Origin of the sequence: Caproicibacter fermentans, from assembly GCF_009746625.1 — a bacterium.
In the GTDB taxonomy this organism is placed as follows: Bacteria; Bacillota; Clostridia; order Oscillospirales; family Acutalibacteraceae; genus Caproicibacter; species Caproicibacter fermentans.
This window is the reverse complement of the sequence record NZ_VWXL01000087.1, coordinates 1-16,789: the sequence shown is the minus strand read 5'-3', so window position 1 is coordinate 16,789 and position 16,789 is coordinate 1. Positions and strand designations below refer to the sequence as shown.

Annotated in this window: 17 protein-coding genes and 4 riboswitches; of the genes, 15 read left to right on the top strand and 2 right to left on the bottom strand. The window is 47.0% G+C overall.

Annotated features, from left to right (window positions below; all coding sequences use genetic code 11):
* The 8 genes from CAFE_RS20705 to CAFE_RS15400 form a co-directional block, all read left to right on the top strand.
* A partial coding sequence (locus tag CAFE_RS20705; RefSeq protein ID WP_139104008.1) for an integrase core domain-containing protein occupies positions 1-93 on the top strand: 93 nt, incomplete at its 5' end.
* 136 nt (positions 94-229) lie between these two features.
* A complete protein-coding gene (locus tag CAFE_RS15430) occupies positions 230-1,585 on the top strand; it encodes a hypothetical protein (RefSeq protein ID WP_156991112.1) in 1,356 nt (451 codons plus the stop codon).
* A gap of 15 nt (positions 1,586-1,600) precedes the next feature.
* Positions 1,601-2,083 (top strand): DUF3846 domain-containing protein, encoded by a 483-nt coding sequence (locus CAFE_RS15425; protein ID WP_233452836.1) that lies wholly within the window; start codon positions 1,601-1,603, stop codon positions 2,081-2,083.
* A 70-nt stretch (positions 2,084-2,153) separates the two neighbouring features.
* The gene (locus CAFE_RS15420) at positions 2,154-2,852 is read left to right on the top strand and encodes a hypothetical protein (RefSeq protein ID WP_156991111.1); all 699 of its coding nucleotides are present in this window, start codon (positions 2,154-2,156) and stop codon (positions 2,850-2,852) included.
* A gap of 55 nt (positions 2,853-2,907) precedes the next feature.
* A complete protein-coding gene (locus CAFE_RS15415; RefSeq protein ID WP_156991110.1) occupies positions 2,908-4,734 on the top strand; it encodes a VirB4 family type IV secretion system protein in 1,827 nt (608 codons plus the stop codon).
* A gap of 68 nt (positions 4,735-4,802) precedes the next feature.
* Positions 4,803-5,630 carry a C39 family peptidase gene (locus CAFE_RS15410; RefSeq protein WP_330594046.1) on the top strand — a complete coding sequence of 276 codons (828 nt, stop codon included), beginning with the start codon at positions 4,803-4,805 and terminating at the stop codon, positions 5,628-5,630.
* 4 nt (positions 5,631-5,634) lie between these two features.
* Positions 5,635-5,790: a hypothetical protein gene (locus tag CAFE_RS15405; protein WP_156991109.1), complete on the top strand. Its 156-nt coding sequence runs from the start codon at positions 5,635-5,637 to the stop codon at positions 5,788-5,790.
* The gene (locus tag CAFE_RS15400) at positions 5,765-6,805 is read left to right on the top strand and encodes a hypothetical protein (RefSeq protein ID WP_330594045.1); all 1,041 of its coding nucleotides are present in this window, start codon (positions 5,765-5,767) and stop codon (positions 6,803-6,805) included. Before CAFE_RS15405 ends, CAFE_RS15400 begins: the two co-directional genes overlap by 26 nt.
* Before the next feature lie 432 nt (positions 6,806-7,237).
* On the opposite strand, the gene crcB is transcribed toward CAFE_RS15400, so the two are convergent.
* Positions 7,238-7,618, bottom strand: coding sequence for a fluoride efflux transporter CrcB (gene crcB / locus CAFE_RS15395; protein WP_066647545.1), 381 nt, complete (start codon positions 7,616-7,618; stop codon positions 7,238-7,240).
* Positions 7,619-7,666: 48 nt separating this feature from the next.
* Positions 7,667-7,725, bottom strand: a riboswitch (Fluoride riboswitch).
* Between the two features lie 171 nt (positions 7,726-7,896).
* A riboswitch (Fluoride riboswitch) is annotated at positions 7,897-7,969 on the top strand.
* A gap of 76 nt (positions 7,970-8,045) precedes the next feature.
* On the opposite strand from crcB, the gene CAFE_RS15390 reads away from it, so the two are divergent.
* Positions 8,046-8,576: a GNAT family N-acetyltransferase gene (locus tag CAFE_RS15390; protein ID WP_066647538.1), complete on the top strand. Its 531-nt coding sequence runs from the start codon at positions 8,046-8,048 to the stop codon at positions 8,574-8,576.
* 4 nt (positions 8,577-8,580) lie between these two features.
* Here the strand turns inward: CAFE_RS15390 and CAFE_RS15385 are convergent, their stop codons facing one another.
* Positions 8,581-9,747 carry an MFS transporter gene (locus CAFE_RS15385; protein WP_156991108.1) on the bottom strand — a complete coding sequence of 389 codons (1,167 nt, stop codon included), beginning with the start codon at positions 9,745-9,747 and terminating at the stop codon, positions 8,581-8,583.
* Between the two features lie 41 nt (positions 9,748-9,788).
* Positions 9,789-9,852, bottom strand: a riboswitch (Fluoride riboswitch).
* 120 nt (positions 9,853-9,972) lie between these two features.
* A riboswitch (Fluoride riboswitch) is annotated at positions 9,973-10,046 on the top strand.
* 80 nt (positions 10,047-10,126) lie between these two features.
* Between CAFE_RS15385 and CAFE_RS15380 the strand changes: the two genes are divergently transcribed.
* The 6 genes from CAFE_RS15380 (at position 10,127) to CAFE_RS15355 (ending at position 16,667) form a co-directional block, all read left to right on the top strand.
* The gene (locus CAFE_RS15380) at positions 10,127-11,656 is read left to right on the top strand and encodes a MutS-related protein (RefSeq protein ID WP_066647536.1); all 1,530 of its coding nucleotides are present in this window, start codon (positions 10,127-10,129) and stop codon (positions 11,654-11,656) included.
* Positions 11,653-13,161, top strand: coding sequence for a MutS-related protein (locus tag CAFE_RS15375; protein ID WP_156991107.1), 1,509 nt, complete (start codon positions 11,653-11,655; stop codon positions 13,159-13,161). Before CAFE_RS15380 ends, CAFE_RS15375 begins: the two co-directional genes overlap by 4 nt.
* Positions 13,162-13,167: 6 nt before the next feature.
* Positions 13,168-13,950, top strand: coding sequence for a universal stress protein (locus tag CAFE_RS15370; RefSeq protein ID WP_156991106.1), 783 nt, complete (start codon positions 13,168-13,170; stop codon positions 13,948-13,950).
* A 416-nt stretch (positions 13,951-14,366) separates the two neighbouring features.
* On the top strand, positions 14,367-14,906 hold the full coding sequence (locus tag CAFE_RS15365) for an RNA polymerase sigma factor (protein WP_066647528.1): 540 nt from the start codon (positions 14,367-14,369) through the stop codon (positions 14,904-14,906).
* Positions 14,896-15,594, top strand: coding sequence for a DUF4367 domain-containing protein (locus CAFE_RS15360; RefSeq protein ID WP_156991105.1), 699 nt, complete (start codon positions 14,896-14,898; stop codon positions 15,592-15,594). Before CAFE_RS15365 ends, CAFE_RS15360 begins: the two co-directional genes overlap by 11 nt.
* 632 nt (positions 15,595-16,226) lie before the next feature.
* Positions 16,227-16,667 carry a DUF2712 domain-containing protein gene (locus tag CAFE_RS15355; protein WP_139104124.1) on the top strand — a complete coding sequence of 147 codons (441 nt, stop codon included), beginning with the start codon at positions 16,227-16,229 and terminating at the stop codon, positions 16,665-16,667.
* Positions 16,668-16,789: the final 122 nt, after the last annotated feature.

Below are 16,789 nucleotides of genomic sequence, written 5' to 3'. Positions count from 1 at the left end.
TGGCGAAATGAATATAACCACCTTCGCCCACACAGTTCTCTGGATAATTTGACGCCGGCAGAATACGCCATGAAAATCTCAGGTGATTACTAACTTTCTATCTGGACGGCTTTTGGGGGCAGGTCAAATTCAATATCGCAATGGCCAACGGTTATCTGTCAAAACCGGAAATTATTCTTGTAAAAAACCGCCTATCGCAATGCCTCGTATTATAGATAACGGTGGCAGTTTGGCAAACAGTGCGAGCATAAAGGCATATTTTTGTTCGGAATACGTTGTAAAAGGGATTGCTGAAAGTACGGGAATTTCGTACACAAATTTAATCAATGGAAAATACAAGCTGCTGTTAGAGCCGATCGCGTTTTTTACGTTTAACGGTCAAAAGTGGGCCATGACTGCTACGGAAGCGGCAAAATATGACAACCAAGTTGGCGGAAAGCTTCGGGCCAAAATGGTATCGCTTTCGCATCAGAACCTGCCGCTTTCGATGTTTCTCGAATACGCAGACTTAGGTTTTCCAGCCTATAAGGGTTCCACGACCAAACGGTGTTCCAATGATACCATCATTTCTTCCCTCGGTCTCGGCGTTGTAAGGTTTACCAATGCTCCGCCGCCCCCTTCCGATCAAAGTGGTTCCGGCTACGAATACCGTGTGAACACGGATGTCATCACACCCGTTTCACTTTCTGCATCGAATGAAATAAACCCAAAGGGCACGGCTTCGGTCACTTTCAAAATCAATCGCAGCACGTACAGAGTGAATAATATCGTCATTCCCGAAGGGGAAAGCCAGTTGGTGTGGGTCAAATGGCGAACGCCTTCCACACCGCAGACGCTGACTGTCACCGTCAACACCACCAAAGGATCACTGAGTCAGAACAGCATTCAGGCGAAAATCGTTGACCTATCGGGAAAAGATCCGCCCGATCCCAAGGCTACCGATACAAGAGGAAGCTGGTCGGCAGTCAGCATCCCGTCGAGAGCGGTAAAAACATCCGCGTCCTGGAGCGTCTGGTGGGCGAAATGGCATGCCAACTGGGTCTGGATTGAAAATTGGAAGTGGGTCGGCAGCAAGAAAGGTCATTGGGTGGATAAAGGAAAATGGAAAGACGAAGGCTGGTACGACTTTGCCCGAAACAACTATTCCGCTTCCCTGTCCGCAAACATGAGTCTACTTCCGGACGATAAGGTTCCAACCGCTTCCGGAAACCGGATGAAATCCGGATATGGGGTGAAAATTACGGCTTCGGCATCGGTTTCCACTTCCGCGCCGGTTTCCAACTATACCACGGCGCAAACAGCCGTTTCCTATTTTCCTGAATTCAAATATCAGACCTATTGGCGGCTTTTGGAGCTTTCGGCAAGCGGAAGAAACGCCCGATTTCAATTCCGGAATAACAAATATTCCACCTATAACCGCAGGTCGCATTTTGTTCCAATCTGGTTTCCTGACGGTGCTTACACGGTCAACACCTATATCATGGATGTTTGGACGCCCGCAGGAATGCTCAGTGCCAACACCAGCAGCTCCGTACAGATTTCCGGGTCGTTATATGCCGACTGGCATATCGGCATAACGGATTAAGAAGGAGGACGCGAGATGGAAAAAGAACAGAAAACCACCGACATGGGAGAACATGCTTCTGAATTATCCAGCGTCAGCAGCCGGGAATTCCGGGTGCTTCTGGTGGAAGCGGAAAAAGCACCCCGAACCGCCGTAATTTCCAACAATCTGGATGGTTTGCAGACGGCGGTCGGCGGCATGATTGAAATTGTGGATCTGGACGATAAGACCTGCCTTGTCTGTAACGAGGAAGGGAAGCTTCTCGGTTTGCAGGGAAACCGGCGCGTCGGAGACGATATCATCGCCGGAACCTTTTTCCTCTGCGGGATGGATGATGACGGAAACACCGTTTCTCTCTCAGATGAACAGATTACGCAGTATTCCAAGCAATTTCAGGAACCGGAACACTATACGGATGAGCAAGTACAGGATGCCCTTTATTTTGAGGTAACGGCCTGTGACAATCCGGATGATTTCATGAACCGCATGTCCGGAGACGAGGACGATTTGGAGCGATAGAAAAAGTAATGCTGGGCCGCGCCGGAAATGGCACGGCCCTTTTCCGTATTTAAGAGAAAGAAGGGATCAAATGGTCTTTCCGATTATCATGATCGCCGTTTGCCTGCTGATGGGCGGCGGCGTTTTTTTATATACCAAGCTGTCAGAAAAGAAAAAAGCAGTTGCAAAACAGGCCGCGGATAACACGGCACAGATCACCGCGAATGAGTTTATCAATGTCAAGGATATCCGTGGAAAGTTTCTATATACCCGCGACGGTCTCGCACTCTGCTATCTCAAAATCCTTCCGATCAGCATCGACCTGTTCAGCAAAAGTGAGAAAAAGCAGATCATCCGGCAGCTTACGGCCAATTTGTCCAGCGTGCAGTATCCGTTTAAACTCATCGCCGTATCCCGCCCTGTGGATATTTCGCCGCTTCTGTCCGAGCTGTCTGCGGAACTGACGGAAAGCGGCGAAATGAAGCAAAAAGAGCTTCTCAAACAGGAAATTCTGGAAATGGGAGGCTATGCTCTATCCGGCGAGGTAGTGGAACGTCAATTCTATCTTATCTTATGGGATAAGGCCGGAGAAAACGCAGAACACGAATTGCTCCAACGGTTGAAATACCTGTCCGGCTACTTCGGTGACGTGGGGATTCAGGCAGAAATTCTGGAACAGCAGGGCATCGTGCGTCTGTGCAATCTGGTCAACAACCCGTCTTATGTGCATCTGGAAAACGCCGATTTTGACGCCGCCATTCCGGTTTTGGAAAACGCGGGTGAAAAATGATAGGTCTCTCAAAACCGGAATTTCCGTACAAAAAAGAATCGCCGGAGGTGTCAGGATGATCGGAATAAAGAAAAGTGAGAGCTTCATTCCCGTGAACGAAGCCCTGCTGAATGTCATTGCCCCGATGGGGCTGGAAATTAAACAAAACAGTCTTGTCGTTGGGGAGAATTCCGGCAAGGTGTACGGCATAATCCGGTATCCTCAAAAGGTGGATGTGGGCTGGCTGTCCAAAATCACCAACATTCCAAGCACCATCGTATCCATTGGGATCAAGCCGATTGACAATGGCGCTTTGATTTCCGCAATCAGTAAAAGTATCATTCAAAACCGCGGCGCAGCCGACGGCGCGAAAGACCCCTTGACCCGCCAGAGAGCGGAGAAGGCTGCCGAGGACGGCGAAAAGATCATGCTTCAGATCGACCAGGAGGGTGAAACGGTCGCCATGATGAATCTTTCCGTCATGCCAATTGCCCATGACGAAATCAGCTTTACTAAAGTATGCCGCCGTGTGGAGAGCGCGCTGAATGTTCAGAAATGCAAAATCCGCACGCTTGCCAACCTGCAAAAAGAGGGCTTTGAGACCATTTCCCCAACCTATCCGTCAAACCCTGTCATCGACAATATCACGTCGAGGGTCATTCCCATGAGCACCTTTGTAGGCGGATTTCCTTTCGCAAGCTCCGGTTTCAACGACGGCTCCGGGTACTATTTTGCCAAGGACAGCAATGGCGGCCTTGTGATCGTCGATACCTGCGCACGCGGCAATGACCGAACCAATTCCAACATGGTCGTCATGGGTGTGGCGGGAGTCGGGAAGTCCACGGCGGTCAAGCACATTCTGCTGTCCGAGTATATGAAAGGGACGAAGCTGCTGATTATCGATCCGGAAAGCGAGTACAAAGAATTATGTAAAAACCTCGGGGGAGACTGGATCAACGCAGGCGGCGGGAGCAACGGAAAAATCAATCCCCTTCAAATCCGGCCCGCTCCCCGCGATGAGGAAGACGAAACCGACCGGCTCTATTCCGATGAAGGAAACGGCATGGGCGACATGGCGCTCCACATTAAAAACCTCGAGATCTTTTTCAGCCTGTATCTGCCTAGCCTGACGGATATGCAGAAGGCTCTCTTAAAGCAGGCGCTGATTGAGCTTTACAATCAGTTTCATATTGATTGGGACACAGACATCACAAAGCTGAAAAACACGGAATTCCCTGCCTTTGCCGACCTGCACGCTTTGATGGAAAAGAACTCGGCGGAACACACGGACAATACGGATTACCGTGACCTTGCCCTATTGCTCGCCGATATCGCGCATGGCAGCGATTCGTTTCTTTGGAATGGATACAGCACAATTGAGGCTCATTCTCGCTGCGTCTGCCTTGACACCCACTCGTTACAGAATACGAGCGACAACATTAAGCGGACGCAGTATTTCAATCTGTTGACCTGGTGCTGGGAGCAGATGAGCCGCGACCGGACGGAACGCGTCCTGTTGGTTTGCGACGAAGCATATCTGATGATCGACCCGCACGTTCCACAGTCCCTTGTGTTTCTGCGTAATGTGGAGAAACGGTCCCGAAAATATGAAGCCGGATTGATTATCATTTCCCACTCGGTGGTGGACTTTCTGGCTCCGGAAATTAAAATGTACGGGCAGGCCCTGCTTGATATTCCGTGTATGAAACTGTTGATGGGCACGGATGGCAAAAACCTTGCGGAAACCAAAGAGTTATACAATCTCACAGATGCGGAACAGGAACTTCTGGAAAGCAAAAAGAGGGGCCACGCCCTCTTTGTCATCGGTTCAAAACGGCTCCACGTCAATTTTGAAATTCCTGCCTACAAATTCGCCTACATGGGAAAAGCAGGCGGGCGGTAACATATACGTTTTCGATTTGGCTGACGGATTGCACCGTCGGCCTTTTGTTTTGGGAGGCGGTGTGAATCGTGCTTGACCCTGTTACGGCAAAACTTTTAATGTATGCGGTAAAAACGGCGGCGGACCGGGATTCACGGCGGCAGATGCTGATTCTGATTCTGGCGCCCGCAATCGGATTGATTTTACTGATTGCCTTTATTCTGTACCTGCTGACCAATCCTTTTTCTCTGCTGTCGCGGTATCTGACCGGAAACGAAGCTGGCGCAGTGAAAGATTTTCAGAATGATTACGGCTACAACCAGACACTTGGCATCCATGAAAAAGACTATACCGAAGGCAGCGGAAAAAGCTATGATGGCGTCACGTTTGCCGACGGGCAAACAAAGGTGGTCTATTTTAATCAGCTTGACAACCGGTGGGCAAACAAGCCCTATGGCACAGATACCATCGGCTCCTGCGCCTGCGGCCCGACGTCAATGTCGATTGTCGTGTCGAGCCTGACCGGTCAGACGGTTGATCCGCCGACGATGGCGGAGTGGGCCTACGAGAACGGGTATTGGTGTTCCGGCAATGGCTCTTACCATACGCTGATTCCCGGTGCTGCAAAGCACTTCGGGCTTTCCTGTGAAAGCATCGGCCTGGACGAACCGCAGAAGCTGGTGAATGCTTTGTTGAGCGGAAAGCTGGTGGTAGCACTGATGGCAAAGGGGCATTTTACAACATCCGGCCATTATATGGTTCTGCGCGGCGTGACCAAAAGCGGAAAGATTCTGGTGGCTGATCCCGCGAGCGTCAGCCGAAGCAAGCGAGAGTGGGACTTATCCATCATTTTGAATGAGGCAAGACGCGGCGCATCGGCAGGCGGCCCGCTTTGGGCAATCGGGAAAGGTAGCTGAAAATATGGAACGCAATAAAAAAATAATTGAGCTTTTCTTCTATGTGTTTCTGGTAACGTTGGAAATCATCCTGCTGATTACCACACACGCGGGAAAACAAACAAGTCATTATTATCTGACGGGAGGCGTGGGCTGTGCTGTTGTACTTGACCGGAAATGACAAAAGCGGCTTGATTGACGCCGCGGCAAAAGAGAAAGAGCTGACGGTCAAAAAGCTGGTAGGCAAATTTTCGCTGCGCAGTTTTGTAACGCGGGACATGCGCAACTATGCCACGGCAAAGTATTTCGCCGTGGATTTCTCCTGTGTGGAGGAATCATTGGATGATTTTATCGTGGTGCTTCAATCTTTTCAGATGATGTTTTCTTCCCGAATCATCGTAATTCTGTCCGGCTGTGAAGCCATAGAGGAATCGGCAGGACGCTTAACTGCCATCGGCGTTGTGAATCTTGTTACCGTCGACACGCTGGACGCGGTAACGGGAGAACTGGCTGAATGCCTGTCTGATGATGGAATGCAAAAATATATCGTATCTCCTATTCCGTCGGAACCGGAACAGCCGGAATCTCCCGCCGAATCGGAGCAAATCGAACAATACCAATGGAATGCAAAGAATATTAAAATAGCCGTCGCGGGAGCACAGCGCAGAAGCGGTGTGACCGTGACGGCTTTTAACATGGCGGAATGGCTTGCGGCGCGGGGCGCTCAAGTCTGTTATGTGGAAATGAACACGCACCGGCATTTGCAGCTTTTGATAACAATATTCGATGCTGAAAAGGACGGAGAACACTACGCCATTGACGGAATCGACTGCTATATGACCAATGAGTTGGACCGGGATCACAACTTTATCCTCTACGATTGTGGGGAACTGCGCACGCTTCCAACCGTTTTCAAGGAAGCGGATATCCGACTGCTGTGTGGAAGTATTCTGCCCTATGAAATTCCGGCATTCCACAAGGCAGTGACGGCATGCGGCAGCTTGCCTATAATGGAAATCGGGCTATGCGTGCCGAAAGAATTTCAGGACTATTGTATTTCTTTGTTCGGAGAAGGCGTTCATATTATCGAAGCTTCCCATGACCTTTTTGCAAGCAATGTGAATGGGCAAATATATCTTCCAATAGTACAGAGATATATAAAATATTCTATCTCTACTCTTAAAAATCCTCACTAGTAAAACGGAACCCATGGTTGTGCTGCGCTACGTAAGCCATGCATTTCGCCACATCATTACACTTGAATTGGCAGATGTTCTCTTGTGACAATTTATGGAAAGCTCCTCCTGGCAGCTATAGGAAAGCGGAAACTCATTTACCGTCATCGTGGCAGTTCATGGCTTTCCTCTAATTAATTATCCGGAATACTTTACCATATTACGTCGCATAGCTGTTTGATGACTGCCTGCTATTAGCTTTCTTGCAAAAAAATCCCAAAAGAATGGCTTTATCTGCCAATATTTCGGGACCAATTTTAAGAGAGCAAAAATTTTCAAAGAGATGTTTAATTCAGGGAAAAGTAGGATGGTATATTATACTTAAATACGACGGCAAATTCTAGGAAGAAGCCTCAAGCTTTCATAGAGGACTTTTTAAGGCTGATTAGGACTCTACACCACCTTTATAACAACCAGTCTTCCCAGCCAGCAGGCAAACAGGGCAAGAGACAAATTCAGCCCGGCGTTTAAACCTCCCACCAGATATTCCCCTTCCGACAGAAAAGAGACGGTCTCATAACTGAAGGTGGAAAAAGTTGTTAACCCACCCAGAATTCCCGTTGTCAGAAATAGTCTTACGTCTGTGGAAATAGGCCATATGCTGTTGCTGGCCTCCATAATTAAACCCATAATGAATCCGCCTGCCACATTGACGATTAACGTCCCAATGGGAAAGTCTCCGAAATATTTAGCGGTGACACTTGAAATGATGTAACGAAGTGCGGCACCCAGAAAGCCGCCCAAACCGACAATAAGTATTCTGCTTAACTTCATTGAATAGAACCACCTTTGCAGCAAAAAAATATAGGCTTCTACTTTACCCTTAAAGTAGAAGCCATCAGCATAAATGCATTGTGGTGAGCCTCATCACCAATCTATTATGTTTGATATTATACAATTTTATGTGGCCTGTAAATATCTAAAAGCCCATAATGTTTCTCACAATTTAAAGTTATTCCATACATTTGCAACAAATCTGCTAAAATATGGGTGGTTTGAACAAACCTATTTTGTTTCCGTTGTTGCGTAATTTTTCTTAAGGTGTTATACTACAGATCATTAGGGATGAAGCTCCCCTTGAAAATGTTCGAAATGCTGGAAACGGCTGATGGCTTCTACAGGAATGGTGAAGTCATCGGCTTTTTTTGCGCTGATTTTCAAGGGGAGTTCTTTCTATCTTGTAATAACGGTTGGTGAGTAAATGGAGAATGGTATCAGGAAATTTATTGAAAGTGACTGGATGAAAGTCCAAAAAATCTATCAGCAGGGAATTGATACAAATTTAGCGACCTTTCGTACGGCATGCCCGCCCTACCAAGTCTGGAATGAGGCGCATCTGCAAAAATGCCGTTATGTTTATGAAGAAAATGACAGCATTCTTGGCTGGATCGCGCTATCGCCTGTTTCAGAGGAAACTGCCTATTCCGGTGTGGCTGAAGTCAGCGTTTACATTGAAAGAAGAGCAAAACATCGCGGAATCGCCACATTATTGCTAACACAGGCTATCGCATCGTCAGAAAAGGAAGGAATATGGACTTTGCAGGCGACTATCATGCAAAACAATTATTCCTGCATTCTCCTGTTTCGAAAATGTGGTTTCCGAAAAGTTGGCTTCCGCAATAAAATCGCGCGGGATCGTTTCGGCATATGGAGAAAGGTTGTACTTATGGAAAGAAGAAGTAAATGTGATGACTTTGACTGCTGCTGTGATTCCCCCGGTGTTCGCCCGTAAGTGCCTACCTGTTTCTCTCCAAACCAGAAAAGCTTAAGAGTACCAAAGCAAGAAGCGCGCAGCCCGCACCGAAATAGAAGGTCGCGGCCGGTGCCACCCGGTCCCAAAGAAGACCCGCGATCAGGTTTGCGGGCAAGGCCATCAGTCCCAGAGAAGCATTGAAAAATCCATATGCCGTACCGCGCTGGTTGTCTGGGACGACGCGGGCTACCAGCGCTTTGGATACACCTTCTGTCGTAGCATAATAAAAGCCGTAGAACCCATAAATGACCCAGATTTGCCAAGCTTGATTTGCAAAAGCGAAGCCAAGGTAAGAGACGGCGTAAATCAGCCATCCGGCCTGCATGACCTTAATCCGTCCGATCTTATCCGACAGCGCTCCCGCAGGTGCGGACAGCAGTGCATAAAACAGATTGAACAGCGCGTATACAACCGGGATGGCAATCACGCTGACACCTACGTTCTGAGCACGCAGGATTAAGTAGGAGTCACTGGAATTTCCTAAGGTAAAAAGCAACATGATCAGCAAAAATCCAAGGAATTTACCTTTCAGAAGCGTCCGGCTGAACGGAACCTTCTGAGCAGACCCTTCCTGCGGCTGCTCCTTAACAAAAAATGCGATCAGCAAAAGCGTTACGGCGGAAATCAGCCCGCCGATATAGAAAATGATCCGGTACCGAATCGCATTTTGAGCAAGCAGCAAAAGAATTCCTGCAGTGGCGAGAGGACCAGCGACAGAGCCGAAAGTATCCAGCATACGCTGGTAACCGAAGGAAAATCCCATTTTTCCTTCCTTCGCCGACTGTGCAACCAGAGCGTCCCTTGGCGCGTCCTTGGTGCCTTTTCCGATTCCGTCAATAAACCGGAGCGTAAAAGCCTGCCATGCTGAAAAGACGAATCCAAACAGAAACCGGCTGACTGCCGAAAGTAAATATCCGATGAACACAATTGTTTTTCGTTTTTTCAGCTTATCGGATAAAAAACCAGACAGAATTTTGAAGACGCTTACAACGGTTGTAAGACCTCCTTCAATCAGCCCGATGGTCTCTTTGTTCATGCCCAGCACGGACGAGTAAAAGACCGGCAGAATGGGCTGTATCATGTCCTGCCCGAATCCCCCGAAGAAAGCCACCCACCCGAGCGTACGGACATTGTTCCGTTCCCGTTTCATAGAATCCACTCCTTTAAAAATAAAAAGACTCCTATTATCGTAAAATAATAGAAGTCATTAACCCCGGAGCTGGGATAAAAGGCGAACTTCATCGCCGTTTTAATTTCTTTCAGTTTAATCCTGTTCTGCCATTTTGTCAATTTTTATTTGAATCGTAGCTTTAAAGCAAGAAAGCCGAGGAGAACCTACTTCCGTTCTTGCCAATGCCGACCCGGAGTGCTATACTGTCATTAAAGGGATGAAGCTCCCCTTTGGAAATATCCGAATCGCTGGCAACGGCTGATGGCTTCTACAGGAGTGTAGAGACCGTCGGCTTTTCTTTTGCGAAACCGTGATTTTCCAAAGGGGAGTTTTTTATTGGGCAAAGGAAGGTGCTTTCATGGCTTTTCAGAGCATTTTATTGGATCAACCGGAAGGCTGCCGGGAGCGGTCGGATTGTCCCACTTGTTTTTCTGACCTTAATCTGGATCAGATTGTTAAGGCTGTCACCGCAGGCAAAGAGGAATATAACCTGCAGTCATTCTTTTATGCCGCGCTGAACGAGGAAAATGCTATTCTTTACCGGCAAGACATCCTGAAGGACCTCGAAAAGCAATCTGTTTTTTCCATTCTTCAAACTTTTGCCAATCAAATGAAAGAGGTCCGCAAGCATGTCGCGCTGTCTGAAAAGCTCTATTACCATTACAGCAAGGAAGGCTGGTTTTTACAGGCGGTTCGAATTTACTGCAATGCCGTCTCCCAATTGGCCGGCAGTTTAAGTGCGGCGGAGCTGCATTCCGACGGCCTGAAGAATTTTTGTACGTATGGGAACGATGTGATCCGCTCGGAAAGCTTTCAGACCTTGCAGGACACGGCGGAGCGGCTGAATTCCGATTTGTCCGCCATCCAGTACTGCATCCTGATCCGGGGGAACTGTGTCAGGGTCCAAAAGTCCGAATCGGAACCGGATTACAGTCAGGATGTGGCGGCAACCTTCGAAAAATTCCGGCAGGGCGCGGTGAAAGATTATCGGATCACCTATAAGCATGAAAAGGGAATGAACAGTGTAGAGTCAAGAATCATCGAATGTGTAGCGAAGCTTTACCCGGAAATATTCACCGGGCTCGATGACTTCTGCACCAAATACAGCGATTTTCAGGAGCCGAAGATTCGCGATTTCGACCGGGAAATTCAATTTTATGTCTCCTATCTGGAGTATATCGCTCCGCTCAAGCAGAGCGGGTTGGAATTCTGTTATCCGGCTGTTTTGACCGAGTGCAGGGATATCCATGTTGAACAGGGGTTCGACCTTCTCCTTGCGAAAAAACTGCTTTCATCAGGCTCTGCCGTTGTGGCCAATGACTTCGAACTGAACGGCAAGGAACGCGCACTTATCATTTCCGGGCCAAATCAAGGAGGCAAAACGACGTTTGCACGCGCATTCGGGCAGATTCATTATCTCGCGGCCCTTGGGTATCCGGTACCCGGACGCAGCGCAAAGCTGCTCCTGTTTGACCGGATTTACACACACTTTGAACGGGAAGAGGAAATGAAAAACCTGAGCGGAAAATTGCAGGACGACCTGATCCGCATCCACGCGGTCTTGAATCAGGCCACGGCCAACAGCATTATCATTATGAATGAGATATTTTCCTCCACGACGCTGCAGGACGCTATCCTTCTTGGGAAAAAGGTGATGGAGCAAATCCGTCGGTTAGAGTCCGTCTGTGTTTTCGTGACGTTTATCGATGAAATGGCAACGCTGAACGATACGACCGTAAGCATGGTTAGCACGATCGTTCCAGACAATCCGACGGAGCGAACCTACAGGATTATTCGGAAAGCGCCGGACGGACTGGCCTATGCGCTTTCCATCGCGGAGAAATACCGTCTCACCGATTCCTGTATCAAGGAGCGAATCCAATTATGAAAGTCTTTTTAATGTATCGGGATCGTGACTTTGAACTGAAAAAGGAACTGCCGTGGAATCAGGAAGCCCTTTTTCAGGATCTGGAGCTGGGCACTCTTTTAAAGACTATGGCGCAGGACGACGAATTTTTATATCAGGTTTCGAAGGAAGCTGTTTTCACCAGCCTGAACGACCGCGAATCGATCCTGTACCGGCAGGAGATTCTCAAAGACTGTATGGCGAATCCCGATGTTGTGAGGCAACTGTACACCCTTTCCGTTCAGGCTCAGGAAGCGCCGAAAGGGCATTACTGGGGAACGTTCGTCCATTTTCCAAATGCGATTCTGGATTCATCCGTCGAAGTGATGAGCGTTTTAATGGATATTTTGAAATCCATCCGGGCGGTGGGAGACACCCACTCCGGCGCTTTTGTATCCGGCGGCTTTCAGCGGTTTTGGGAGATGATCCGGGAAGAACTCAGCGACGACTATTTCGAAACGGTTCGGCAGCATCTAAAAGATTTAAAATTCAATGGCGGGGTATTAATCAGTGCTGAACTGACCGAAGGAAACAAAGGAACCGATTACGTCCTGCGGAAATCCGCTCAGACAAAACAGAGATGGCTTGAACGGCTCTTCGGGACCAATGCACCGGCTTTTTCGTTCTATATCACAGACCGTGACGAAAGCGGCATGAGAGCTCTTTCCGAAATCCGTGACGAGGGCATCAATCTGGCCGCAAACGCGCTGTCGCAGTCAACCGAACATGTTTTAAGCTTTTTTGAAATGCTTCGCACAGAGCTGGCGTTTTACATTGGCTGTATCAACCTGTCGGAGCAGCTGCAGCACATAGGAGAACCCTTGGCGTACCCTGATCCGACGGATACCGGGGAGCGGTATCACTGTTTTCAAAATTTATATGATGTTTGTCTTGCATTGACAAAAAAAGAAAGTATAATTGGTAACAACCTGAACTGCAATGACAAAAGTCTCATTCTGATCACCGGTGCCAATCAGGGAGGAAAATCCACATTTCTCAGAAGCATCGGTCTCGCCCAGCTGATGATGCAGTGTGGGATGTTTGTTCCCGCTGAATCATTTCAGGCAGGTATCTGCACCGGTCTCTATACACATTACCGGCGGGAAGAAGATTCCACTTTGGAAAGCGGAAAGTTGGACGAGGAACTTGGCCGAATGAGTGAAATCGTGGACCATTTGTCACCGAATGCGCTGATTCTTTTCAACGAATCTTTTGCCGCGACGAACGAGCGGGAAGGTTCCGAAATCGCCCGCCAAATCGTCCGGGCTTTGCTGGAAAGGCAAATGAAACTCTTTTTTGTAACGCATCTCTACGAATTCGCGCATGACCTTTTTGTGCATAAAACAAGTCAAATGATTTTTCTGCGGGCTGAACGGCAGGACGACGGCCAGCGTACGTTTCAGCTTGCGGAGGGCGAACCCCTGAAAACCAGCTTCGGCGAGGACTTATATGAAAAAATATTCTGTGAATCAAAACAGGGAGGCTGATTGAGAATGAGAAATATCCTGATTCCAATCGACGGGACGGAGCGAAGCATGAAAGCCGTCGATCTTGCAAAATCGCTCTACACCCCGGAAAGCGTCAACATCGTCCTTCTGATGGTCCGGGAAGATATCGGAACCATGTACTCCGAAACGGAGATGGAAAAAGCCAAGGCGGAGCTGAAATCCACGCTGGATGCGGTGGCAGCGCAGCTGGCGGGTTACTCGGTGAAAAAGGAAGTCGTTGTGGGACGTGCGGGCGATGAGATTCTGGAATGCGCGGATCAAAATAATACCGACATTATCGTCATGACCAAATCGACGAAAAACGGCTGGTCCCAGATGATCGGTTCCGTCGCGACGCATGTGGTAAAATACGCGAAATGCATCGTCATGATCGTTCCGGAAAACGGAGCGTATGAAAAGGCGGCACGTAAAGCGATCAAATGCAATCATATGGATGATATTGTCACACTGGGCGGCCAGCTCAGTCTAAAGCCCAGTTCCTGCCATCTTCCGGTTCAGGCGGGAATCTGTGTCTATCAGATCACTATGATGGAAGGCAGGCTTCGTTTGAATCACCTTGCCTTTAATCCGGACGGGGATATGTGGAACCTTCCGCCCAAAAACAAACAGCCGCAGCATTATGACCTGAAGCAGGGCGAGGACCGTGAAATCCGCGTGGAGATCTGTGTCGATTACAACCACAGGGATAAAATCGAAATCGTCAACCCCAGCATGACAGCCCCATTAAAATTTCATTATGTTGTCCGCTTTGAAAGCTCTTTTGACTGAGACAGCACGATATCGTATTGGCTATCATTACTTAACTAAATGCATTATCAGAGAATTTACAGATTCAACCCAGTAATATGATATCTTCTTTACTATAATATACTCTTTATTAGTGCAATGACAATCTGGCTGCAAAAAAGATATAGGTCCGCCCCTTTTTCAGGGGCGGACCTTTGCTATGTTCGTAGTCTTTTATAAAAACTGTCAATATAGCTATTGTTGCAAGAGAGGTATCCTTATGGCATCGTATGAACTTCGACAAAGAATTAGCTCGTATCTCTGCTGGATCGGGACAGGATTGAGATCAACTATGCGATGGCAATTCTGTAAATTGTTTTTTCAGTGTGATTCCTTTATAATAATTGTATAGTCGAAAAGTGACGACTTATAAGAGAATTTGTCGGGAGATGCGCAACATGCTGATCTTTTTCCTATCTATGCTTGAGACAGACGAGGACAAAAACAAATTCACCCTGTTATATGAGAAATATCGCAAGCTTATGTTTTATATTGCCAACCAGATTTTGAAGGACGACTATCTATCGGAAGACGCAGTGGAACAAACATTTGTTAAAATAATTGAGAATTTAGACAATATTTCGGATGTGGATTGTCACAAAACCAAGAGCTATATTGTTATAATGGTTAGAAACTGCTCAATCAATCTTTATCGGCAACGAAAAAGCCATCCAACAGTTTCACTGGATGAGGATTTAGAAATTGCCGATGATCAGCCTTTTGCAATAGATGAAGCAGATGCGCTGACAAGATCAGTCGCACGTCTGCCAATAATCTACAAAGATATCCTTACGCTAAAATATGTTCAGGAGTTTCCAAATGAGGAAATTGCAAGGATGTTAGGAATCTCGGAACCGACTGTCCGAAAGCGATTGGAGCGCGCGAAAGAAAAAATCCAGCAATTTTTGAATGAGGAGACAAGTGGAAATGCCAATTAGCTATTCGGAAGAATCCCTAAAAGTTGCCGTTATAGCAGCTGATCGTCTGTTCGTAGACGCTTTGCCATCCGACGGCGAAATTGATCATGAGTTTTCCAAGCGCTTTACGCGCCGCATGAATAAACTCATACGCACATATAGCTCTGGGAAAGCCAACATAAAGTCGCATATCGGAAGAAAACGGTTGATTGCTATCCTCGCCGCAGTTATTATGGCTTTCTCCATGGCATTGAGTGTGTCCGCTGTGCGGGAATCAATTTATAAATTTGTGTCCCAAGTTTATCAAAAATACACACAGATTTTTTTCAGTCAAACCTCATCGTCCTCTCACATAGAAAGCCTTATTTTTGAAGCTAACATCCCCTCATATATCCCCGACGGTTTCCAATTGGTTCATCAGGAAAAGAATGATATGATGATGCTCGAATATGAGAAAGGCAAAGACTTTATTTCATATGATCAGGAACCGCTTGAAAATGTATCCACCCGTATCAATACGGAAGGCGTCAAAATAGAAAATACTAAACTAAATGGGGCGCCTGCACAATATTATTCCAATAAAGGAATACAGAATCTGATCTGGTACGACGATCATTACATGTACACTGTATCGTCAACATTAGACCGTAAAACAGTCTTCCAAATTGCTGAAAGTATACCCTTGAAAAAAAATAAAAAATCCCCATAATTTTTGTCACAAAAAGCCTCTCTAATTTGTCTTTATGTATAGAAGACAAAATTAGGGAGGCTTTCTTATGTTATCTAAAAAAATCATTTCCTTTACAGCGAGTGCTCTAATCGTTTTTTATGCCGCATGTCCTGCTCTGGCTGCCAGTACACCCAGGTCGACTAAGGAATCTTCACCCATACACGTCGATTATGTTTATATCAATAGGGCCAGCAGCACCTTGAGTATTTCTAATGGGACAGCCCATATTTTCGGGTATGTGCAAAGGACAACTTCCGGAAAGAGAATTTATGTGGAATCCACTCTTGAAAGTTACTCCGGCGGTTCTTGGAATGAAGTCGCAAGTTGGTCCGCATCTTCGAGCTCCTATTCGGCATCAGTATCTAAAACCTATAGGGTTTCCGGCGGAACTTATCGCGTCGCAACTTATTACTCTGTGAGCGGCTCGAGTGGTTCGGAGTCAGATACGCTTTATAGTAAAACTGTCTCCTGCTAATTGACTCCTATAAGCAATAGCGCTTTAAGCGCCTACTCATAACAAATGGAAGAAAGCGGTGAGTCCATTGGCTTTAGAATAAGCAATACCTCTTGTCCGCAAAAAACGTGAAATATTTTACAGGGAGAAATGAAAAATGGAAAAACTAAAATTAGCAAAACACGCAGTTGCAAAATCTATTCTTTGCTTGATGATTGTTGGATCTATGGCAGTATCTACAGGAATGAGTGCTTTTGCATCTGGCAACTATAAAGACAGTCGTTACGCAACAAGATATTCCGGTGATGGATCGGATGTTGTTACACCGAGAAGAGCAAAACAAGACAGTACAAAATCTTACATTTATAACGACAAATCCGACTACTATTTTTCTTATGTGAATGTCGTCGGATGTAATAAAACCGGAAACGGAGAATGGTGTACCGATGAATATAACACCTTTGTTGCAAAAGGAAAATCCAAAAAAATCGGAAATACTGTGCGTAAGGACGGATATGATCATGCACGATTAGCCGTCAATCCGGGGCCGCAGAAAGAGCAATACGTTTCTTTTCTGTGGAGTCCTGATAGTATCTAAGGAACCTCTGAACAAATGGCGCAGGAAGAGGAATTCAGAGAAAAGGGATTCAAGAGGCGTTCCAAACTGAATGATTACGTCGAATTTCAACGCTATACTCCTGAATTTATTTCCACTTTTGC